Source organism: Mesorhizobium sp. WSM3859 (assembly GCF_002295065.1).
GTDB lineage: Bacteria > Pseudomonadota > Alphaproteobacteria > Rhizobiales > Rhizobiaceae > Mesorhizobium.
In genome coordinates this window covers 25,905-43,663 of sequence record NZ_NSGG01000006.1, presented here as the reverse complement: position 1 = coordinate 43,663, position 17,759 = coordinate 25,905, and the positions used below count along the sequence as shown (strand labels likewise).

The 17,759-nt window shown below is 64.2% G+C and carries 18 protein-coding genes; 5 read left to right on the top strand and 13 right to left on the bottom strand.

All coding sequences use genetic code 11. The features are described from left to right. Positions 1–53 precede the first annotated feature (53 nt). Both CK230_RS14810 and CK230_RS14805 read right to left on the bottom strand, forming a co-directional pair. Complete coding sequence (locus CK230_RS14810; RefSeq protein ID WP_095817924.1) at positions 54–599, bottom strand: S26 family signal peptidase; 546 nt, start codon at positions 597–599, stop codon at positions 54–56. Continuing rightward, on the bottom strand, positions 596–1,117 hold the full coding sequence (locus CK230_RS14805) for a DUF2840 domain-containing protein (protein WP_095817923.1): 522 nt from the start codon (positions 1,115–1,117) through the stop codon (positions 596–598). The genes CK230_RS14810 and CK230_RS14805 overlap by 4 nt, the downstream gene beginning before the upstream one ends. Between CK230_RS14805 and CK230_RS34000 the strand changes: the two genes are divergently transcribed. Then, on the top strand, positions 1,116–1,244 hold the full coding sequence (locus CK230_RS34000; protein ID WP_280952538.1) for a hypothetical protein: 129 nt from the start codon (positions 1,116–1,118) through the stop codon (positions 1,242–1,244). The two genes, CK230_RS14805 and CK230_RS34000, sit on opposite strands and share 2 nt — an antisense overlap. On the opposite strand, the gene CK230_RS14800 is transcribed toward CK230_RS34000, so the two are convergent. The 7 genes from CK230_RS14800 to CK230_RS33090 form a co-directional block, all read right to left on the bottom strand. Further along, positions 1,236–1,517, bottom strand: coding sequence for a helix-turn-helix domain-containing protein (locus CK230_RS14800; protein WP_095817922.1), 282 nt, complete (start codon positions 1,515–1,517; stop codon positions 1,236–1,238). The two genes, CK230_RS34000 and CK230_RS14800, sit on opposite strands and share 9 nt — an antisense overlap. Positions 1,518–1,659: 142 nt before the next feature. Further along, positions 1,660–2,205 (bottom strand): DUF2285 domain-containing protein, encoded by a 546-nt coding sequence (locus CK230_RS14795; RefSeq protein WP_348629158.1) that lies wholly within the window; start codon positions 2,203–2,205, stop codon positions 1,660–1,662. A gap of 10 nt (positions 2,206–2,215) precedes the next feature. After that, the gene (locus tag CK230_RS33095; RefSeq protein WP_176480103.1) at positions 2,216–2,425 is read right to left on the bottom strand and encodes a DUF6499 domain-containing protein; all 210 of its coding nucleotides are present in this window, start codon (positions 2,423–2,425) and stop codon (positions 2,216–2,218) included. 132 nt (positions 2,426–2,557) lie between these two features. Continuing rightward, on the bottom strand, positions 2,558–2,818 hold the full coding sequence (locus CK230_RS14790) for a DUF2285 domain-containing protein (RefSeq protein ID WP_095817921.1): 261 nt from the start codon (positions 2,816–2,818) through the stop codon (positions 2,558–2,560). Between the two features lie 172 nt (positions 2,819–2,990). Continuing rightward, the gene (locus tag CK230_RS14785; protein WP_095817920.1) at positions 2,991–3,314 is read right to left on the bottom strand and encodes a DUF736 domain-containing protein; all 324 of its coding nucleotides are present in this window, start codon (positions 3,312–3,314) and stop codon (positions 2,991–2,993) included. Positions 3,315–3,918: 604 nt separating this feature from the next. Then, a complete protein-coding gene (locus CK230_RS14780) occupies positions 3,919–4,227 on the bottom strand; it encodes a hypothetical protein (protein WP_348629157.1) in 309 nt (102 codons plus the stop codon). 291 nt (positions 4,228–4,518) lie between these two features. Next, positions 4,519–4,686 carry a hypothetical protein gene (locus CK230_RS33090; RefSeq protein WP_176480102.1) on the bottom strand — a complete coding sequence of 56 codons (168 nt, stop codon included), beginning with the start codon at positions 4,684–4,686 and terminating at the stop codon, positions 4,519–4,521. Between the two features lie 1,061 nt (positions 4,687–5,747). Between CK230_RS33090 and ligD the strand changes: the two genes are divergently transcribed. Beyond that, positions 5,748–7,574 (top strand): DNA ligase D, encoded by a 1,827-nt coding sequence (ligD, locus tag CK230_RS14770; protein ID WP_095817919.1) that lies wholly within the window; start codon positions 5,748–5,750, stop codon positions 7,572–7,574. A 90-nt stretch (positions 7,575–7,664) separates the two neighbouring features. After that, positions 7,665–9,371, top strand: coding sequence for a DNA polymerase/3'-5' exonuclease PolX (locus CK230_RS14765; protein ID WP_095817918.1), 1,707 nt, complete (start codon positions 7,665–7,667; stop codon positions 9,369–9,371). A 216-nt stretch (positions 9,372–9,587) separates the two neighbouring features. Here CK230_RS14765 and CK230_RS14760 read toward each other — a convergent pair whose 3' ends face one another. After that, positions 9,588–9,779, bottom strand: coding sequence for a CsbD family protein (locus tag CK230_RS14760; RefSeq protein ID WP_095817917.1), 192 nt, complete (start codon positions 9,777–9,779; stop codon positions 9,588–9,590). A 407-nt stretch (positions 9,780–10,186) separates the two neighbouring features. Between CK230_RS14760 and CK230_RS34090 the strand changes: the two genes are divergently transcribed. Together CK230_RS34090 and CK230_RS14755 are read left to right on the top strand one after the other, a co-directional pair. After that, positions 10,187–10,360 carry a hypothetical protein gene (locus CK230_RS34090; protein WP_348629160.1) on the top strand — a complete coding sequence of 58 codons (174 nt, stop codon included), beginning with the start codon at positions 10,187–10,189 and terminating at the stop codon, positions 10,358–10,360. 67 nt (positions 10,361–10,427) lie between these two features. Beyond that, the gene (locus CK230_RS14755; RefSeq protein ID WP_095817916.1) at positions 10,428–10,892 is read left to right on the top strand and encodes a hypothetical protein; all 465 of its coding nucleotides are present in this window, start codon (positions 10,428–10,430) and stop codon (positions 10,890–10,892) included. Positions 10,893–11,282: 390 nt separating this feature from the next. Here CK230_RS14755 and CK230_RS14750 read toward each other — a convergent pair whose 3' ends face one another. From CK230_RS14750 to CK230_RS14740, 3 genes are all read right to left on the bottom strand, one after another. Next, on the bottom strand, positions 11,283–12,206 hold the full coding sequence (locus CK230_RS14750; protein ID WP_095818153.1) for a DUF2493 domain-containing protein: 924 nt from the start codon (positions 12,204–12,206) through the stop codon (positions 11,283–11,285). A 297-nt stretch (positions 12,207–12,503) separates the two neighbouring features. Then, positions 12,504–13,541 (bottom strand): toprim domain-containing protein, encoded by a 1,038-nt coding sequence (locus CK230_RS14745; protein ID WP_095817915.1) that lies wholly within the window; start codon positions 13,539–13,541, stop codon positions 12,504–12,506. After that, positions 13,541–17,746, bottom strand: a complete 4,206-nt coding sequence (locus tag CK230_RS14740) for a strawberry notch family protein (RefSeq protein WP_095817914.1) — start codon at positions 17,744–17,746, stop codon at positions 13,541–13,543. Before CK230_RS14740 ends, CK230_RS14745 begins: the two co-directional genes overlap by 1 nt. Positions 17,747–17,759 lie beyond the last annotated feature (13 nt).

Here is a 17,759-nt window from a genome sequence, read left to right as displayed (position 1 = left end):
GTGACAGTGCGGTGATAAGGGAGGCGACAAGAGGCGCCGCCTGTCGCCCGCGCTCACCGCATTGGCGCGCGCCATTCGAAACCGGCCCCGCCATTCCCGTAGGTCCACAGCGGGAGGGCTCGGCCGATGATCCGGTCGGCGGCGATCAGGCCGAAGTACCGGCCGTCGAGGCTGTCGAGCGCCTGCCGGTTCATAAGAAAGACTTCACCGGACGCGACGCGTCGGCAGCCCTGCCAGACTGGCAAGGCGCGGCCAGCCCGGTCGCGCTGCAGCGCCATTCCAGCGTCAGCGCCATCGACGGTTATGGTGAGACCCGAGCGGCAGACGCTTTGCCCGGACGCCGCAACGATGTGCTTCAAAAGCGGCACGCCCTTCGGCAGATAGCCGCGGTCCTCGAGGAAGGCGGCGAGCGGCGCGGGCGCGTTCACGGCGACCAGATCGCCGACCGCAGGTGGCTCGTCGATGTCGATCAGGTAGACGCCGAGCGGCGCGCTGGCCGACGCGTTCCAGATCAATCTGACTGGCATCGGCACGAAAGCCGGACAGCCAACGGCCAGGCTTGCGAGAGCACCAGACAGGATAGTGGCGGCGCGCTTCATAGCCCCACCCTCCTGCGCAGCAAGGCTGCGCGATGCTGGTCGAGCGTATAGCTGCGCGGCGCCTGCCCGGCGGCTATGCGGTTGTGGATGTTGCGCCAATGATCGGGCGATACCGACTCGGGCTCTATTCCGAGGCGCTCGATCCCGTCGATCGCCTGCAGAACGCGCTCGACCCTCGGCCAGCTCTCGACCTTCAGCAGGAGCTCGCCACCTGGTCGCACAAAGGGAAGCGTCTGGTAGGCTTCGCCGGGCGACATCGCCCGCACGATTGCGATGCGCGAGGTGACCGTCGCGAAATCGTTTGCGGCCCAGCGCACGAAGGCGAAGACCGCGCCGGGCCGGTAGGACAGGATGCGCCGGCGACGATCGACGATCTGCTCGTGGGCGTGCGTGCCGAAGCGTATCCAGTTCTCCTGTCTTTTCTCCATCCAAATCAGTTCGACATGAACGAGATGGGCAGAGAGCTGGGGCGCCGCTGGGAACGCGGCGCGCAGGCTGGTGGCAGCGATAGCCGTCATGAAGGTGCTCCTGGTTCTGCAAGGCGTCGCGCGTACCTCGCGCTGGAATGGAGGAATGGTGAGGCCGCGCTGGACATCCGGCATGCGTCTGCGCGGCTACGGCGTCATCGACGCGCAGTCACCGTGAGTATCGCCCGACTTGCGCCGCTGGCGCCGGCGCGTGTCGCTTGGCCGGCAGAACCGAGCCGCGAGGATCCGATGTCGAGGTCACAGCGCCGCGCTCGGCCCAGGCTTGGAGATCATCGACCGCATAGACGACACGGCCGCCGAGCTTTTTGTAAGCAGGACCTGTCCCGTAGGTGCGGTGCTTTTCGAGGGTACGGGCGGACAGGCTGAGGAAATCAGCAGCTTCCTTGGTGCGCAGAAAGCGCGGCGGCAAAACGGTAATATCGGGTCGCATTGATCGCAGCTCCGTGGGGTTTCGGGCGGCCGCTGACGTCCAGCGGCGAACGGTGACCACGGTGGCGGAGGATGGGCTTCGGAGGGGATGGGGAAGTTGCGGGGTGTCAAAAATCCCACCCCATTTGCCTGAGCCGGAAAGGCTACGCGCGGCGTCGATGGCGCAGTATCTGGAGATAGCCGCCGGCGATAAGCGCCGTGGCGCCTTCGACCAGGCCGATCACCGCATCGCGAAGCGCGGAAGTCTTCCAGGGATCGGCGGCGACCCGGCTGAGCCCATAGAGAGCGATGGCGATGTCGCGATAGCTGGCGCCTGTGGAACGGCCGTCAGCGGCCTGCATCATCAGGCGAAAGCGACGCCGCTGCTGCGATGTCATTCGCGTGTCCGGTGGTACCGGGCGACCCTGCCAGGAACGCCAGAAGCGGGTAAGCGCCTCAATCCGGCCCAACGTCTGCGCGTCCAATGGGATCAATGCGGCCACGTGGCCGCGCGTGTCGCTGCCAGGCAGGAGAAGAAGCTGCGTCACCGCACCGGCTTTGTGGATTGCGTGGCGTCCTTCCGAGCTGTGGTGCTCCTCGCCCAGTCCTGTCAGCGGCGCGAGCGAGGCCGACGACAGGAACTCCGGCATCCGGACCAGTGGAACGACCGCGGGATCGACGTCAGGAGACCACAGGACCTCTTGCGCCAATGCGGACAGGTCAGGCCTGGCCGGGAAATCGCAGCCCCCATATCTCCTGCGCCTCGGGCGTCAGCGGCGCCTTTTGGGCGCTTGTCGCCAGAAGCGCGCCATAGTGCCGTTGATAGGGTTTGTGACGCCGCAGGCATTCCCAGGCGAGCCCTTCAATTGGCAAAGCATCGAAATAATCGTAGCTGTCATGGTCTCGCCAATGGGACGTATCCGGCCTCATCTGAAGAGCTCCTCGCACCAGAGCGTAGCCCCGCCTCAGAGAATTTCGACTCGCGGCGAGTGACGGAAGCCCGTCGGCGGGCAACAGGTGATGCGGCTTCGGCATCACCTGGGACCGGTAGTCGCTGTCGGGCTAGCTGCCGCCTCGCCGCAGGAGATGGCGGTAGCCGGAGCGTGCCATCCAGCGCGCTCGCGCCAAATGACAGTCATGAATGCGCCGGGCGCGCTGCGGCTCTTTCGCCAAATCGATGCCGAACAGGATTTCGACCACCTCGCGCCAGTCCGCGCCGTCGTCGGCCGCATCCAACAGCCGGGCGTAGAGCTTGATGTGATCGCGATCGTATTCGGTAAGTTGGTCGGCGGTCGGCGCGGCCTCGTCAAACGGCTCGATCATCTTTGGCCCTCATATCAACGGAGTGAGAGCTCGCATTTTACCGATGCGGCCTTTCCGGGGAGCCCGGTCCAGAAGCATCGGGCGATGCGATCTCGGCATCGCTGCTCCGAAGCCGTCCTCACCGTTTGTCCGTGTAAGAAGGCCCCGGCATTTCGGCCGGGGCCTTCTTGGGTTAGTCGCGCCGCGCACTCGGCCGTGACCAGATGAGCGAGAAGCCTTCTCCTTCTTCGTCGTCGAAGAGGTTGGCGTAGATCGGGGCGTTGAAGCTAGGGTCGTCGAGCTTGAGGCCCAGATAGTCGCGGCCCTCGTTGGAGCGCTTCGACCAGGCGGCGCCGATCTCGGCGCGACCCACCACGACCCGGTGGCTGGGGGCGTTCTCGCCGGTGGCGCGCTGGTCGGGGACGATGCGCACGTTCTTGGCCTGGACGCTGAGGGTGACGATTTCGCCGGTGAACTCGTTCGAACCGGTCTTCTTGAAAGTGCCGATGGTCGCCATTGTAAGTCTCCGTTTCCGTTTCCGAGCCCGCACCATTGCGGCCTCGATGGCGATCGGCAGGCCGGAGGCGATCGGCGACGCACCCCGTCCCTGGGGTCCCTGGCGCGCTTGCGCGCTGGGGGTGGGGATGGGGCCTGACAGCCAAGGAGGGCTTTCTTGCCTCGCGAGGAATGGCGTCGCCTCGGGGTCCCCGCGCGACCTGTTCGCGTGGGGTGGGGTCCGGCAGGGGAAGAAAGTTTGACGCGGCTGTTGCGTCATAGGCGATCGAGGCGCAGCCGGCCTTCGGCCAGATCAGGCCATTGAAGAGGGCGTTTGGAGCGGTCGACCACGGTCAGATAACGGAGAAGATGGCGGCCCTCACGCACCGGCAAACCGGCGTCACGGCATGCTCACCGGCTTTGTTTCCTCCCGCCAGGCCGACGCTATCGCATTGTGTTCCGCCGCCGCCACGGTGATCGCCGCCGCGGACGCCCGATGACCGCTGAGACATGGTTCTGCCCGTAGCGCTCCAGCAAGGTCCGCTTCTCCGGGCCTACCATTGATCCGCGCTGCACATGCCCATCGCTCCGACATGAGACGACGGGGGTGACACCCTCACCGCTGCTCAGATCCTCCTGACGGCGATGATGAAGATCAGGCCCGTGCAAGATCTCGGCCGAACCCCGGACTGACGCCCCCCGCCCATTCCGGCGACCCGCCCGAAGGCAGTCATGCCGACCGGCACCGCATGGATGACAGAGAACGTTACCTGCCACGCCTCGGACGGCATGAGGTGCTTCACGATGCCATGCGTCGCATCGAAGCCGGTGGTCGCCGCCGGCGCGGCGAAGGCTGCGGCCACGATGAGCTTCAGCCACATGGGCCGGACGAAGGTGATGAGCAGATGGCCGACGGCGAGCGTGATCGCCGCCACGACGGCGCCGACCAGAACGGCGCCGGGGGTGCCGCACCGTGCCGTGCGGCCAGACCCGCGATCACGCCGACGAACGCCGGCAGCGCGAAGACGGCCAGCGTGAACAGCTGCCAGCAAAGCAGTCCGATCGATGCGAGAGATGCATTGCGAGGATGACGATGACGGTGGTCTCCGTAAGGACAAGGTCTGACGGTTGCGCCTTCGACCACAAGGGCGCGCACGAAGTATGGCGCAAGAGCAACGGCGCCGGGAGCGGAAATCGTCGGCGATTTCCGCTCCCGGTCGAGCGTGTCACGGAGCGAACGGATCGATCTCGTGGACGATCGCGGCGGCGTCGCCGTCATATTCGCTGGCGGGGATCACTGAGAGGGTGCCGTCGCCGGCCTGGAAGATGATGATGGCAGCCATCAGCGTAGTAGCGAGGCTGAAGGCGAAGGCGTGGGCGTCGTTGAGAGACATCGATCCGGCTCCTGGTTCGAGCGGAGGACATCCCCCGCTGACAGGCGCCCGATGTGTCGGACCGAGCGCTGCAATCACCTCGCAGGCGAAGCTGCAGCGGCGGCATGGTGGCATAGCCGACCCTTCACGGGTTGATGGCGTCAGGCGATCAGTCTGACCAAGGATCAGCGCAGATAAGCGGGGAGATGGTGCCGCGCGGCGGTGCCGGGTTGATGCGGCGCATCGCACGCCTTCGCTCTGAACCGTCAGATGCAGGTTGCGCATGAAGTGCTCGACCGAACAGAGCAGACGCAAAAGCCGTCGACGATGGCGCCGATGCCTTCCCAAACTACGCGACGTCCCCGAGGCGCAGGCTGAATTCTCCGAGATCCAGCCGGTGGCGCGGCGTCAATCTGAAGGCAGCGGCTCTAAGTGTCGCCGGAGCGGATCTCAATCATTTAGCCCGCGCGTTAGCCAGCGCCCACTCCGCTGACCTGACTACCGGCGGCTGACACGATGGGCGTTCCCGTCTCGCACGCCTGCGGGACCAGCTACGCGCAATGGCGGTTCGGTACCCGGTCAGCGAGCGGCCGCCCAAGAGGCTGCGCAGCCGCGACCTCTTCATTCCCGGCCTTCTCATGGACAACATCAAAGTCAACACGCGCGACTTCAGGGGAAATGCGGAATTTCTTGCGCGGCTTCGGATCGCAAGCCAAACCAGCGCGTTACAGCTCGAGCGTTGTGCCGGCGCAGCTGTGGCACCAAGGGAGACGACAATGGCAGACAACAAACCCAAACGAGCGGCCACCGACCGTCGGCAGGTCTCCGCCGGTGAAGGGTACGAGGTCGCCTACTCCGCCCGCAAGCACAGTATAGGAGAGACCTAGCCGAGGCCTTGATCAAGCGGGTCGGGGATGACCGCGACAAGCTCAATGCGGCCGCGGAGAAACTGAAGAAATAGGCTGCAGATTGCGAATACGGCATCGGGGAATTCAGTTTCATACGAGTGAGGTCAAGTGAGCAAGTCAGCGTCGCGTCGGCCGACCAAAAAAGGGGCATCAGCCAGACCAGCCTCGAGCGGCATGGCCAATCTCGCACCCCCAGCGTTCCGGCCCGTCCAGCTCGCAAAGCTGGTGGACACTGTCCCTGCCGGCGATCGCTGGATCCACGAGATGAAATACGATGGCTACCGCATTCTCGTCGCGGTGGGTGGCGGAGAGGCGCGTGCTTACACACGTTCCGGCCTGGACTGGTCCGGGCGCTTCCCCTCTATCCTTTCGGAGGCAGGCAAGCTCAAGGTTCGATCCGCGCTCATCGATGGTGAGGCCGTTGTCATCGACGCCGAGGGGCGGTCCAGTTTCCAGGCGCTCCAGAACGCCCTGAAGGGCGATCCGGCGAGCATCGATTTTTATGCGTTCGACCTGCTCCAGCTCGACGGCGAAGACCTGACGAGGCTTCCGCTCCTGGAGCGAAAGGAGAAGCTGGAGGAAATCCTGCCGGCGAAGAGCCCTATCCTTCGCTATTCCGACCATATCCAGGGCCGGGGCGAAGAATTGCTGAACCGCTTCTGCGACGCCGGGCTCGAGGGGGTAATCTCGAAACTGGCGGATTCGGACTATGTCGGCGCCCGCGACGGAAGCTGGCTGAAAATCAAGTGCGTCAAACGCCAGGAATTCGTGCTCGTCGGCTGGACGCCGTCAGACAAGGACCGCGCGTTTCGATCGCTGATCCTCGGTGTCCATGACGGCGGAAAGCTGCGCTATGCCGGTAAGGTCGGAACCGGTTTCGATACCGCCGAGATGGCGCGGCTGATGAGGACCATGGCGCCGCTCGAGCAGAAGGCCGCCACGGTCGAAGCACCGCGCGCGGAAGTTCGCGGCGCGCACTGGCTGCGTCCGAAGCTTGTGGCCGAGATCGCCTACACCGAGATGACCAATGAAGGCACGCTGCGCCACCCAAGCTATCTCGGCCTGCGCGAGGACAAGAAGCCGGAAGCCGTTGCGCTTGAGACGGCGCAACGTACAGCAACCCTGCGGCCTCCGGCGACAAGCACGATCGCGATCAGCAATCGCGGCCGCGTCATCTACCCAGAATCCAACATCACCAAGGGACAGCTTGCCGATCACTACGCCGACGTCGCCGCGATTATGCTTCCCTGGGCCGGAAACAGGCCGATCAGTCTTGTTCGCTGTCCGCAGGGCCGCGCGAAGAAGTGTTTCTTCCAGAAGCATGATGCCGGCAGCTTCGGCGACAAGGTCCATCATGTCGGGATCACCGAAAAGGACGGTCATGAGGAACCCTACCTTTATGTCGACGATGCCGAGGGACTTCTAACCTGTGTCCAGATGGGAACCATCGAGTTCCATGGATGGGGAGCGCGCATCGAAGACATCGAGAAGGCCGACCGCCTCGTGTTTGACCTCGACCCCGATGAGGGGCTGGATTTCGAGGCGGTGCGTGCCGCCGCGTTCCAGTTCCGGGATATCCTCAAATCACTAGGGCTGACCACTTTTCCGATGCTGACAGGCGGCAAGGGCGTCCATGTGATCGCCCCGCTTACGCCGCAGGCCGAATGGCCAGAGGTGAAGGCCTTCGCCTCCGGGCTGGCGCAGGCGGTCGCCCAGACCGATCCCTCTCACTTTACGGCCGTGTTATCGAAGGCGAGGCGGAAGGGTCGGATCTTTGTCGACTATCTGCGCAACCAGCGAGGGGCGACCGCGATCATGCCCTACAGTGCTAGGTCGCGGCCGGGCGCTCCGGTCGCCGCGCCCATCACCTGGGCGGAAATGAAGACGATTGATGCGCCCTCGCATTTCCACGTCGGCGATGCTCGTGAACTGACGAAACGCGCAGCGAGCAAATCCCTGGCGGGATGGGGTCGAGCCGACCAATTGTTGCCAAGTCTGTAGCCCGTTCCTCGACGGCAGAAAGACTGGATCAAGGCTTCGCCTCGTGCGCCTGATTGGAACCCTGGGACATCGCTCCCGTTTGCCTCGACCATGGCAAAAACCGATCCACGGACAGTCGCCAGCCTCTTGAGGGAATATGCACATCGCACATCGCTTCGCGGAGGCAATCCCTATCGCGCCAAAGCTTACTTGCGCGCTGCCGATAGCTTGGCTGCGTTGTCGCAACCACTTGATCGGATCATCGCCGCAGGCACCCTCACCAGAATCCCAGGCATCGGCGAAGCGATCGCGGACATTGTGCGCAAGCTCTATGAAACGGGCACGCATCCAAGCCTTGAGAAGCTGCGCGAGGAAGTGCCGGCGGGGGTTCTGGAGCTGTTTGCCATACCGGGGCTTCGGCCCGACAAGATCCTGAAGCTTCATCAGGCGCTCGGCGTGAACTCGTTGGCTGACCTCGAAGCCGCAGCAAAGGCAGATCGCATCCGGCCAGTCAAAGGCCTAGGTGCTTCCCTTCAGACAAAGATCCTGCAGAACTTGGCCATCGCTCGAAGCGGCGAGACACGGCTTCACCTGCACAAGGCTGCGGCGCTCCTTGAGCATGCGGCCCTAGCCTTGAAGCAAGAGCATCCCGAGTTTTCGCGGGTGGAAATCGCCGGTGATTTCCGGCGCGGTTGCGAACTCGTTGCCGACCTCGCGCTGGTCGCGCTTGGGAAGAGGCGGACCGAAATCGAGCAGTCCACCCTCAGGCTTGTCGTCACGGACAACAAGCACTTTGGCGCGAGCCTCCTCGAAGCCACCGGTTCGGTGGCCCATCTTGAGCAGTTGAGGAGGTACGCGGCCGAGAGGGGGTTCGCCCTCAAACCCGAAGGGCTCTACCGCGGGAGAAAGCTCGTGGCGTCAGCGACAGAGGAGGAAATCTACGAAGCGTTGGGCCTGCAGTTCATCGAGCCTGAACTGCGCGAAGGCAGGGACGAGATTGAGCGGGCAGCGAGGCGGCAACTCCCTACCCTCATCCGGGACGAAGATCTGCATGGGATCCTGCATTCTCACACGACCGCATCCGACGGCACCGAGACGCTTGAGGCAATGGCTGAAGCGACCCGGAGGCGCGGGTTCGAGTATTATGGCGTCGCAGACCATTCGCAGTCCGCCCACTACGCGGGCGGGCTCACATTCCAGGAGATTGCTGAACAACACCGCGAAGCCGATCGGCTGAATAAGAAGTATGATGGAAAATTCCGCATCCTGAAGGGCATCGAGGCGGACATCCTGGTCGACGGTTCGCTCGATTATCCTGAGCACGTCTTGCGGCAGTTCGATTTCGTTGTAGCAAGCGTGCACAGCCACTTCAGGTTGCCCGAGAAAGAGCAGACGGAACGTATCGTTGAGGCAATCGGGAACCCTCTCACGACAATCATCGGGCATATGACCGGCCGCCAATTGTTGCGTCGTCCCGGCTACGAGCTCGACGTCGACAACGTCCTCAAAGCGTGCGCGAAATATGGCGTCGCGGTCGAGATCAACGCGCATCCATGGCGGCTCGACCTCGACTGGCGGTGGCATCAGAAGGCACTCGACTACGGATGCATTTTCAGCATCAATCCGGACGCGCATTCAATCCGCGAACTCGACCACATGCATTTGGGTGTCGAGATGGCGCGAAAGGGAGGCGTCCCTAGAAACCGAGTCCTCAACGCGATGGGTTTGGCGGCCCTGTTTGCGCACCTTTCAAAGCGCAAGTTTACGTCAAAGACCCGCGGTAAGAGCCGCTCGCCTGGGCGGAAAACTGTCGCATGAGGCTCGAGTTCCTGTGGCAGAACAGGCAAGTCGATCTCGGACTAGCCGCTGCCGGCGCCGCCAACGAGGGCGGCTGCAACGATCGCGATTGTCTTCATGGCAGCCTGGCTCTTGGAGCCTCCTGGTGCGGATATTCCAACACGGCCGTCCTGATGCGGATTTCCCCCTTCTAAGGAAAGTCCGCGTCGCCACGGTCTTACCTATGACTATCGACAATCAGGCTTTGTCGACGAGGTTCTTCACCGCGTCTTTGACCTGACCCTTCGCAACCTGCGCCTTGCCCTTGGTTTCCTGGACTTTGCCCTTGGCCTGTTCCTCGTGGTTGTCCACTGCCTTGCCCAGGGCCTGGCGCGCCTTTCCGGCGACCTCGTTGCCCTTGCCCTTAACCTTGTCCGACGTGCTTCCCATTACGAGCTCCTTCTTGGATCCAGGCATTCACTCCGCAAGAGAATCCATCAATCGACGATTGGTTCCAGTTTTAGAACACCGCGCCAAGGGCAACGGTGGAACCGGAAGAACGGGTGCCATTTGCTCAGAGAGTCACAGCCCAAAGGACGATCGCAGCCGCTGTCTAAAACTTGGTAGAAAGACATTGTCCTGGACAAAGACGGGAACGCCAAACTCATCGTCATTGGCGCCGGCCGTTTCCTTGGGCGTGGGCGAAAAGAATGTCGGCTACGATTTCAGCAAGGTTGAATGGGTGAACAAAAAATGCTGGTTGGTGGCAAAGACGACCCAGGACCGGCTGCGACGCCTCGATCGACAAGTCGAGCTAGACAGAAACGCCGGCAGAAAAAGTCAGCGCGGCGAATCTCATTGGAACCAATGTCTACGGTGCCGATGATGCGAAGGGCGGCGAGATCGGCGACGTAATCCTGACGGACGACGCGGCGTGGTCTGAGCCGCCGCGACATTGGGGCAAATGCAGGGCGGCGGCAAATTTTTCCAGCCACGGAACTTCCCGACCCATTGCAGGTTCGCATGCATAGGGACGACTGAGGCCCATTCCGGCCTGTGCATTATGCAGGCAGAGCGCCTCGCCAACAGGAGACGGCCATGAAACATCAGACAATCGAAGAACTGTATGAGGTCGCGGAAGTCGCGGCATCGCTTCCGGCTATGACACGCCCTCAGCGCTTGGAACATTGGGCAAGGCTGCTAGAGCAAAATCCCGAACAGTGCCTCGCCGCTTTCCCCGGCACTGAATACATGACGTTGGATGTACGCGACAAAGCCCAGTCGCTGGGCTCCGCGCTCAGCATCGCTTTCGCCGATCCGGTGTTGCGCGCGGAAGGACTGAAAAACGACATGTATGGCGAAGCTAAGCGCTTCTTCGAGCTAACAGATTGGCAGTTGCACGCTATTGTCTGCCATTGCCATGTCGGCGGGACGATGAAAGCCGGATGGGCTGCTGTTCAAGTCCGCTCTGCAATCGGCAAGGAGGGCAAGCTCTTCAGCAAGTTGCGCGAAGCGATCTCTCATTGGCCGGTATTCCGCATGTTGACCCATGTGAGGGAGTAAGACGCGCGCGAGCGAGCCAAGCTCTGACGGTCAGTCGCTAGAACAGATATTTCGAACTTGACCGCTGAATTTTGGCAATAACGGGCGACACTTGCGAACATGTCATCGCGTCACCCGTTTTATCGCCCCACTGCCGAAGGCCGGCAGGCGAGATTACGCCCGGACTTCTGGGATCTTGCCCCGCACAGGCGTCTCAAGAAACGAGCTTACGGAATCGATGTTCGTCAAAGGCATTATTGGAATGTATCCGGTGCAGATCCTACTGCCTCGCTCAGACACATCGCACGGCGGTTGCGCGGCCAAAGTCAAAGCCCAGGACGGGGCGCAAGCAACTGGAAGCTGATCGGCAGCTACCGCCACGGCTTCTACGAAACTGAAGTCTGACGGCACTCATGTGCCGCCGGATTTCCAAACCGGGATGCCGAGCTTCCTGGCCTTGTCGGCGAGATTGTCATTGATGCCCGTACCCGGGAAGTGCATCACGCCTTTCGGCACGATCTGCAGCATCTCGTCGTTGCGTTTGAAGGGCGCTGCCCGGCCATGCTTCGTCCAGTCCGGCGCGAAGCCGATCTGCGGGACGTTGCGGTTCTTTGCCCAGAGCGAGGCAATCTTCTCGGCGCCTTTCGGCGACTTGCCGTGGACCAATACCATGTCGGGGTGCTTCTGATGCACTTGGTCGAGCTTGGCCCAGATCAGCCGATGGTCGTCATAATCGAGCCCGCCGGTGACGACGATCTTCGGGCCGGGCGGCAGGAGCACCTCCTGGTCGGCGCGCTTCTTCGCCATCAGGAAATCGCGGCTGTCGATCATCGCCGCGGTCAGATTGCGATGGTTGACCTTCGATCCGCTGCGGGGAAGCCAGGGCTTGCCGACATGGCGTTCGTAGTGCTCGGCGGCTTGGTCGCGCATCAGCTCGAAGGCGTTCTGGCGCTCGACGAGCGTCACGCCCTCGGAGATCAGGCGCTCCAGCTCGACCGATTTCACCTCGCTGCCGTCCTGTTCCCGCTGCGCCCGCTTCTGGGCTTGCTCATTGTCATCGAGTTCCCGGCCGATCCGGTCGTTGGCGCGGTGGAAGACGTTGACGGTCGACCAGAGGAGATCGTCGAGGTCGGATTCGAGGCGCGTGTCCTCCAAGGTGCCGATCAGCGCGTCGAAGATGTCGGCGACAGCGCCCGCGACCTGGTTGCCGTCAGGCAGAAGCCGCCGGTCAGGCTCGTCGGCAAAGGGTCGGTAGCCGTGCAGCTGGAGTTCGTTGAGGACATGGTCGGCGGGCGAGGATTCGTGGTGCGGTTCGAAGTCGTCGTGATCGCGCATGGGATGCTCCGTCGGTTGGACCGCGACCGTCGCGGCCTTCATGGCGACGAAGCCCACGGGCCGGACAGGCCGGACACCCGGAGCGCAAGCGCAGGGCTCGATGGCTAAGGCCGGCTATTTTGCCTCGCGATGGAAAGCGGCCTTCAGGCCGCGCCGGAAAATAGTCGGCCGCCGCCATTGCCCGGCTGACCGGCTTGTGGGCCGATCGCCCCTCGAAGGCCGACGCGCGGTGCCTCTCCGACGGATTGACCCATCCGCCGAGCACGGCTGCGACCCGCACGCTCGTTCTCCTTCCGGCTATGTCGCCAACGCCATGAAGCGGGCGACGTCCTGCGGCGCGACCTGCAACCGGGCTTCCATGCGAAGCGTCTCCAGGCCGAGGGTGCGGAGATCCTCGTTGAAGTCGTCTAGCTCCGGCGAGATGGCGATCGCCTCGATCCCGGCAGCGTTCGCCCGTTCGATCAGGGTATCGCGCGCGCGGTTACCGGCGGGATCATTGTCGCGCATGATGTAGAGCCGCCGCAGCGTGTCGGCGAACAGGATAGCGGCGAGATGGGCCGCCGAGAGCGCTGCCAGCATCGGCATGTCGGGAAGAACCTGCCGGAGCGACAGAACGGTCTCGATGCCTTCGCCGGCCGCCATCACTTCGCCGCCGATGCCGAAACGCACAGCATGCCCAAGAAGATCGCCCATCGCCCGCCTCGGCGTTTCGATCGGCGCCTTGTCGCGGCGGCGGGGGTCGAGCCAGGTGCGATGTGCCCCGGTGATCTTGCCGTCGAGGTCGGTGACTTCTGCAATCATCGCCGGCCAGGTCTCGGTCGGCGAATGCTCGTCGTGCCGATAGTAGCAGTGCGGGTGGAAATGCAGGCTTCCGGTTCCGCGTAAATCCGTAACGCCGCGTTCCCGTAAATACGCTTGCACGATTGTGTGTCTAATCGGCTGCGACATGCGGACCAGCCGACGCGCCGCCTCGGGAGACCCATGCGGCGCCGGGCTCTGCTGTTGGTGCTCACAGGCTTCCGGCTCCGCCGGCGCCGTCGAGAGGAAAGTCCGGGCCTCGTCGGCGACGTCTGTGAAGTCGATGAGTCCGCAGCTTTCGCGGATGACGTCGAGCAGATCGCCATGCTCGCCGGTCGCAGCATCGGTCCATTTACCGGCTGGACCTTTGGGCGTGTCCTTGAGCCGAACGTACATCGAGCGCCCCGGCGCGTTGCGCACATCTCCCACCCGCCAGTAACCGCCCTCGCGTCGGCCGCTGGAGAGATAATGCCGGCACACCGCCTCGGCCTGCCGGCCGAGACTGTGCGCGAGATCGGAAGCGTCTTGACGTGCCATCACGCGCCTTCCCCCCGCTCGGAGATGCGCGCAACAGGATAAGTGTCGAGCAGCTTGGCGAGGACGTTCGGGCCCGTTGCGTCGACTGGTACGAAGAAGCGGAGCTTCCACGAGATGATCTCGCTGAACAGGCCATAGGCCCGCAGCCGATCCCGCTTGGCGTCGGTGAAGCCGGTCAGCTCGAGTCGTTGGGCGCCCATGACGCGCGCACGGCGAAGCTGCAGCCCATCGGCGAGATCGAGGATCGTGGTGCCGTCCATCAGGGCGGCGAAGGCCTGCTCCGGGTTAAGCGACGCGGCGCCCGTGGTTACGGCGGTCGCCGCCCAGGCGGGCGAGACGCGGCGGCCGATGATGCGCTCGCCGGCATCCGTCTGGAGCCGGTAGACGCGGGTCGACTCGTTCGGCAGCCGCTTCCAGATCGGCAACAGCAGGCCGGCGACGATGTGGATCGTGCTGTCGGAGAACTCGGGCACATCGTTCAGTTCGGCCGACCACGCGGCGACGAAGGCGGCGCGATTTACCTCCTCCCAATGGCTCTCGTCCATCATGCGCAGCGGCGCGTAGTGCCGCTCCATCGGCCGGATCAGGCAGACGCGGCGCTCGATCTCGCCATCGTCGAGCATTATCGACGGCACTGGAACCTGCACGGCGGCCCGCCCGGAACGGCCGTTGACCAGGAGCCGCGCGCGTGGATCGGAGAGATGGTCTAGCGCGTCGGCGAGGCTCGTCGGCCAATTGCGCTCCCGACGGGTGATGGTGAGCAGCCGCGTTTCCGCTCCGGTGCCTGAGTGCGTGTGGATCACTCGGGCGTCGGTAACGGCGAAGCTCTCGGCTTGCAGCGTCTCGAGCCCGATGTCATAGACGCCGCTGCGGATCGCGCCTTCAACCTTGGCGGTCAGGAGCTGCTCGAACGCCGTGAACAGCACGCCCTGCAGGTCAATGGTGAGCGCGAGCAGACGATTCAAGAAGGTGGTGATCGGGGGCAGCTCGTCCTTGATGCCGTTGTCGTCCATCAGCTTGATGCCGGTGGCTGACTCGAAGCGGTCGAGCGAGCAGCCCTCGACCTTGCCGCGGACGAGCAGCAGATAGAGCTGGCGCAGCGCGTCTCGCGCGTATGGGCTTTCCAGATTGTCCTCGGGCCGAAACAGGCCCTGGCCGCCGGTCTGGCGCTGCCCGCGCGTGATGGCGCCGAGCGTGTCGAGCCGGCGCGCGATCGTCGAGAGGAAGCGCTTCTCGGCCTTCACGTCGCTGGCGATCGGCCGGAAGAGCGGCGGCTGCGCCTGGTTGGTGCGGTTGGTGCGGCCGAGCCCCTGGATCGCCGCGTCAGCCTTCCACCCCGGCTCCAGCAGATAGTGGATGCGCAGGCGCTGGTTCCGGGCGGCGAGATCGGCGTGATAGCTGCGCCCTGTGCCGCCGGCATCCGAGAAGATGAGGATGCGCTTCTGGTCGTCCATGAAGGCCGCGGCCTCGGCGAGATTGGCCGACGCTGCGCGGTTCTCCACAGCAAGGCGCTCGCCCTTGCGCACCACGCGACGCGACCGGCCGGTGACCTCTGCGACGACGTCGGTGCCGAAGCGCTGGACGATCTGGTCGAGGGCGCCGGGAACGGGCTCAAGCGATGCGAGCCGGTCGATCAGTTCGTCGCGACGGGCGACGGCTTCTCGGCTTTCGACGGGCTGGCCGTCCCGGTAGACCGGGCGCGACGACACATTGCCCTCGCTGTCGGAGAATGCCTCGTAGAGCTGCACCGGAAAGGAATGGGCGAGATAGTCGAGGACATATTCGCGCGGCGTGATGTCGACGCGGACGTCGTTCCATTCTTCGGTCGGGATCTCGGCCAGACGCCGCTCCATCAGGGCTTCGCCGGTCGAAACGATCTGGATGACCGCGCTGTGCCCGTCGGCCAGGTCCTGCTCAATCGAGCGGATCAGCGTCGGGGTTTTCATGCTGGTCAGGAGATAGCCGAAGAAGCGCTGCTTGGCGCTCTCGAAGGCCGAACGGGCGGCCGACTTCGCCTGCCGGTTCAGCGTGCCGGCCGAGCCGGTGATGTTGGCGGCCTGCATCGCGGCGTCGAGATGATTATGGATGATGGCGAATGCTCCGGCATAGGCGTCGTAGATACGGGTCTGCTCGGGCGTAAGCCGGTGCTCGACCAGCTCGTATTCAACGCCGTCATAGGAGAGCGACCGGGCAGTGTAGAGACCAAGGGCGCGCAGATCGCGGGCGAGTACCTCCATGGCCGCGACGCCGCCATTCTCCACGGCCTCGATGAACTCGGCGCGATTGGGGAAGGGGAAATCGTCGCCGCCCCAGAGGCCGAGCCGCTGGGCATAGGCGAGATTGTGGACGGTGGTCGCGCCGGTCGCCGAGACGTAGACGATGCGGGCGTTAGGCAGCGCGTGCTGGAGCCGGAGCCCCGCACGGCCTTGCTGCGACGGGGCGACATCGCCCCGCTCTCCCTTGCCGCCGCCGGCGTTCTGCATCGCATGGGACTCGTCGAAAATGATCACTCCGTCGAAATCGGAGCCCAACCATTCGACGATCTGCTTGACCCGCGAAAGCTTCTCCCCACGATCGTCTGACCGTAGCGTAGCGTAGGTTAGAAATAGGACGCCGTCGTCCAGGCGGATGGAGGTCCCTTGGGGGAAGCGCGACAGCGGCGTGACCAGCAGGCGTTCCATGCCCAGCGCCGACCAGTCTCGTTGCGCGTCTTCGAGCAGCTTGTCCGATTTCGAAATCCAGACCGCCTTGCGCCGTCCCTGAAGCCAGTTGTCGAGAATGATGCCGGCGGACTGGCGACCCTTAACGGCTCCGGTGCCGTCGCCGAGCATGAAGCCTCGGCGGAAGCGGACGGCGCCCGGCGCATTGTCCGGCGCAGCGGTTACGAGATCGCCGGTCTCATCCACGGTCCAGGCGCCTGCGAGATATTCGCCATGGGCCTTGCCCGCATAGATGATGGTCTCGAGCTGGGCGTCGGACAGCACGCCGTCGGTGACGATCGCGGGCGGAAGCGTCGGACGGTAGCTTGGCTTCGGCGGCGCGACCGATGCCATAGCCGCCGATTGCACCAGCTTGGTGGGATGAGGCTGAGCGTCCGGGATGCGGATCGATTGCAGCGCAAAGGCCTCGTAGATCGAGTCCGACAGGCGGCCACCCTCGGGAGGCGTCCAGTCGATGGTCTCATAGTCGAGCGGTGTGCCTTCGATATCAGCCGTGCGCCGGATGGGCGCGGCGGCTGCGGCCCTGGCGAGGTAGCCGCGAACAGTGCGCGGCGCGGCGTTGGTGACAATCGTCGACAGCATGACGGCCATCCGCGACGGCACCTCCCGCTCGGTCCATGCGAGCAGCGTCGCCACGTCCGGCGCGACACCGGCGGATTCAGGGAAGCGGGTCGCATCTTCGGCCGGCGCCTTGTCGATGACGGTCAGACGCGTCTCGATGGTCGTGCCGTGCTTGGCATAGACCGCGCCCGCGATCGCCGCGGTGAACAAGACGCGGCCGCGCTCCTGCAGCCGGACGAAGTGGTCCCGCCAGGCCGGCAGTTCGGGCGAAAAGTTCGCGCCGGTGATCGCCACCAGCCGACCGCCTGGAGCAAGCCGCGCTAACGCCGAGGCGATGTGGCGATAGACGGCGTCAGCCACGCGACCCGACAGGGAGGCGAGAAGATCGGCACGGGTCTCGGCAAGCTCGTTCAGGATGAGATCGGAACCGGCGACTTCCGCGAGGACCGCGAGCAAGCCGGTGCCGGCCGAGGGCTCCAGCACCCGGTCGGCGGATGTGAGCGATGCTGCGGTCAACGCCACGAGACCGAGCGGAGTCGGCGTCGAGAACTGCTGGAAGGCCTGGGCCTCCTCGGACCGACGCGTATGTGTCGGCAGCAGGGCGGCGATCTTGGTCAACGCGGTTAGCCGTGCAGCCGGACAAGCGGCTTTGCGGAAAAGCGGCTTTCCGTATTTGCGCAGGAACAGGACGGTCGCTGCCTCGCACGCATCGTATGCCATCTTCCAGTCCCAGGCGCCGCTGGCGTCGGACGCGCCAAATGATGTCTCCATCGCGCCGCGCAATAGGGCTGCCTCAATGCGTTGGCCGCGTTCGAGATGGGGAACAAGCCGCAAGGCGGCGGTATGGATGGCAGCAGCCGGGTTGCAAACTGTGGAGGCGCACAAGGCGTGATTGGCGGCGGCGGCGGGAAGCAAAACGTTCATCGGGAAGACCTCG

Bases quoted from the DNA above. Each gene is read 5' to 3' on its own strand.
- CK230_RS14760 (WP_095817917.1), bottom strand. From the start codon at position 9,779: ATGGGAAGCACGTCGGACAAGGTTAAGGGCAAGGGCAACGAGGTCGCC.
- CK230_RS14755 (WP_095817916.1), top strand. From the start codon at position 10,428: ATGAAACATCAGACAATCGAAGAACTGTATGAGGTCGCGGAAGTCGCG.
- ligD (WP_095817919.1), top strand. From the start codon at position 5,748: ATGGCCAATCTCGCACCCCCAGCGTTCCGGCCCGTCCAGCTCGCAAAG.
- CK230_RS14750 (WP_095818153.1), bottom strand. From the start codon at position 12,206: ATGCGCGATCACGACGACTTCGAACCGCACCACGAATCCTCGCCCGCC.
- CK230_RS14785 (WP_095817920.1), bottom strand. From the start codon at position 3,314: ATGGCGACCATCGGCACTTTCAAGAAGACCGGTTCGAACGAGTTCACC.
- CK230_RS14765 (WP_095817918.1), top strand. From the start codon at position 7,665: ATGGCAAAAACCGATCCACGGACAGTCGCCAGCCTCTTGAGGGAATAT.
- CK230_RS14740 (WP_095817914.1), bottom strand. From the start codon at position 17,746: ATGAACGTTTTGCTTCCCGCCGCCGCCGCCAATCACGCCTTGTGCGCC.
- CK230_RS34000 (WP_280952538.1), top strand. From the start codon at position 1,116: ATGAAGGTGCTCCTGGTTCTGCAAGGCGTCGCGCGTACCTCGCGCTGG.
- CK230_RS33090 (WP_176480102.1), bottom strand. From the start codon at position 4,686: ATGTCTCTCAACGACGCCCACGCCTTCGCCTTCAGCCTCGCTACTACG.
- CK230_RS14810 (WP_095817924.1), bottom strand. From the start codon at position 599: ATGAAGCGCGCCGCCACTATCCTGTCTGGTGCTCTCGCAAGCCTGGCC.
- CK230_RS14800 (WP_095817922.1), bottom strand. From the start codon at position 1,517: ATGCGACCCGATATTACCGTTTTGCCGCCGCGCTTTCTGCGCACCAAG.
- CK230_RS14745 (WP_095817915.1), bottom strand. From the start codon at position 13,541: ATGGCACGTCAAGACGCTTCCGATCTCGCGCACAGTCTCGGCCGGCAG.
- CK230_RS14805 (WP_095817923.1), bottom strand. From the start codon at position 1,117: ATGACGGCTATCGCTGCCACCAGCCTGCGCGCCGCGTTCCCAGCGGCG.
- CK230_RS14790 (WP_095817921.1), bottom strand. From the start codon at position 2,818: ATGATCGAGCCGTTTGACGAGGCCGCGCCGACCGCCGACCAACTTACC.
- CK230_RS33095 (WP_176480103.1), bottom strand. From the start codon at position 2,425: ATGAGGCCGGATACGTCCCATTGGCGAGACCATGACAGCTACGATTAT.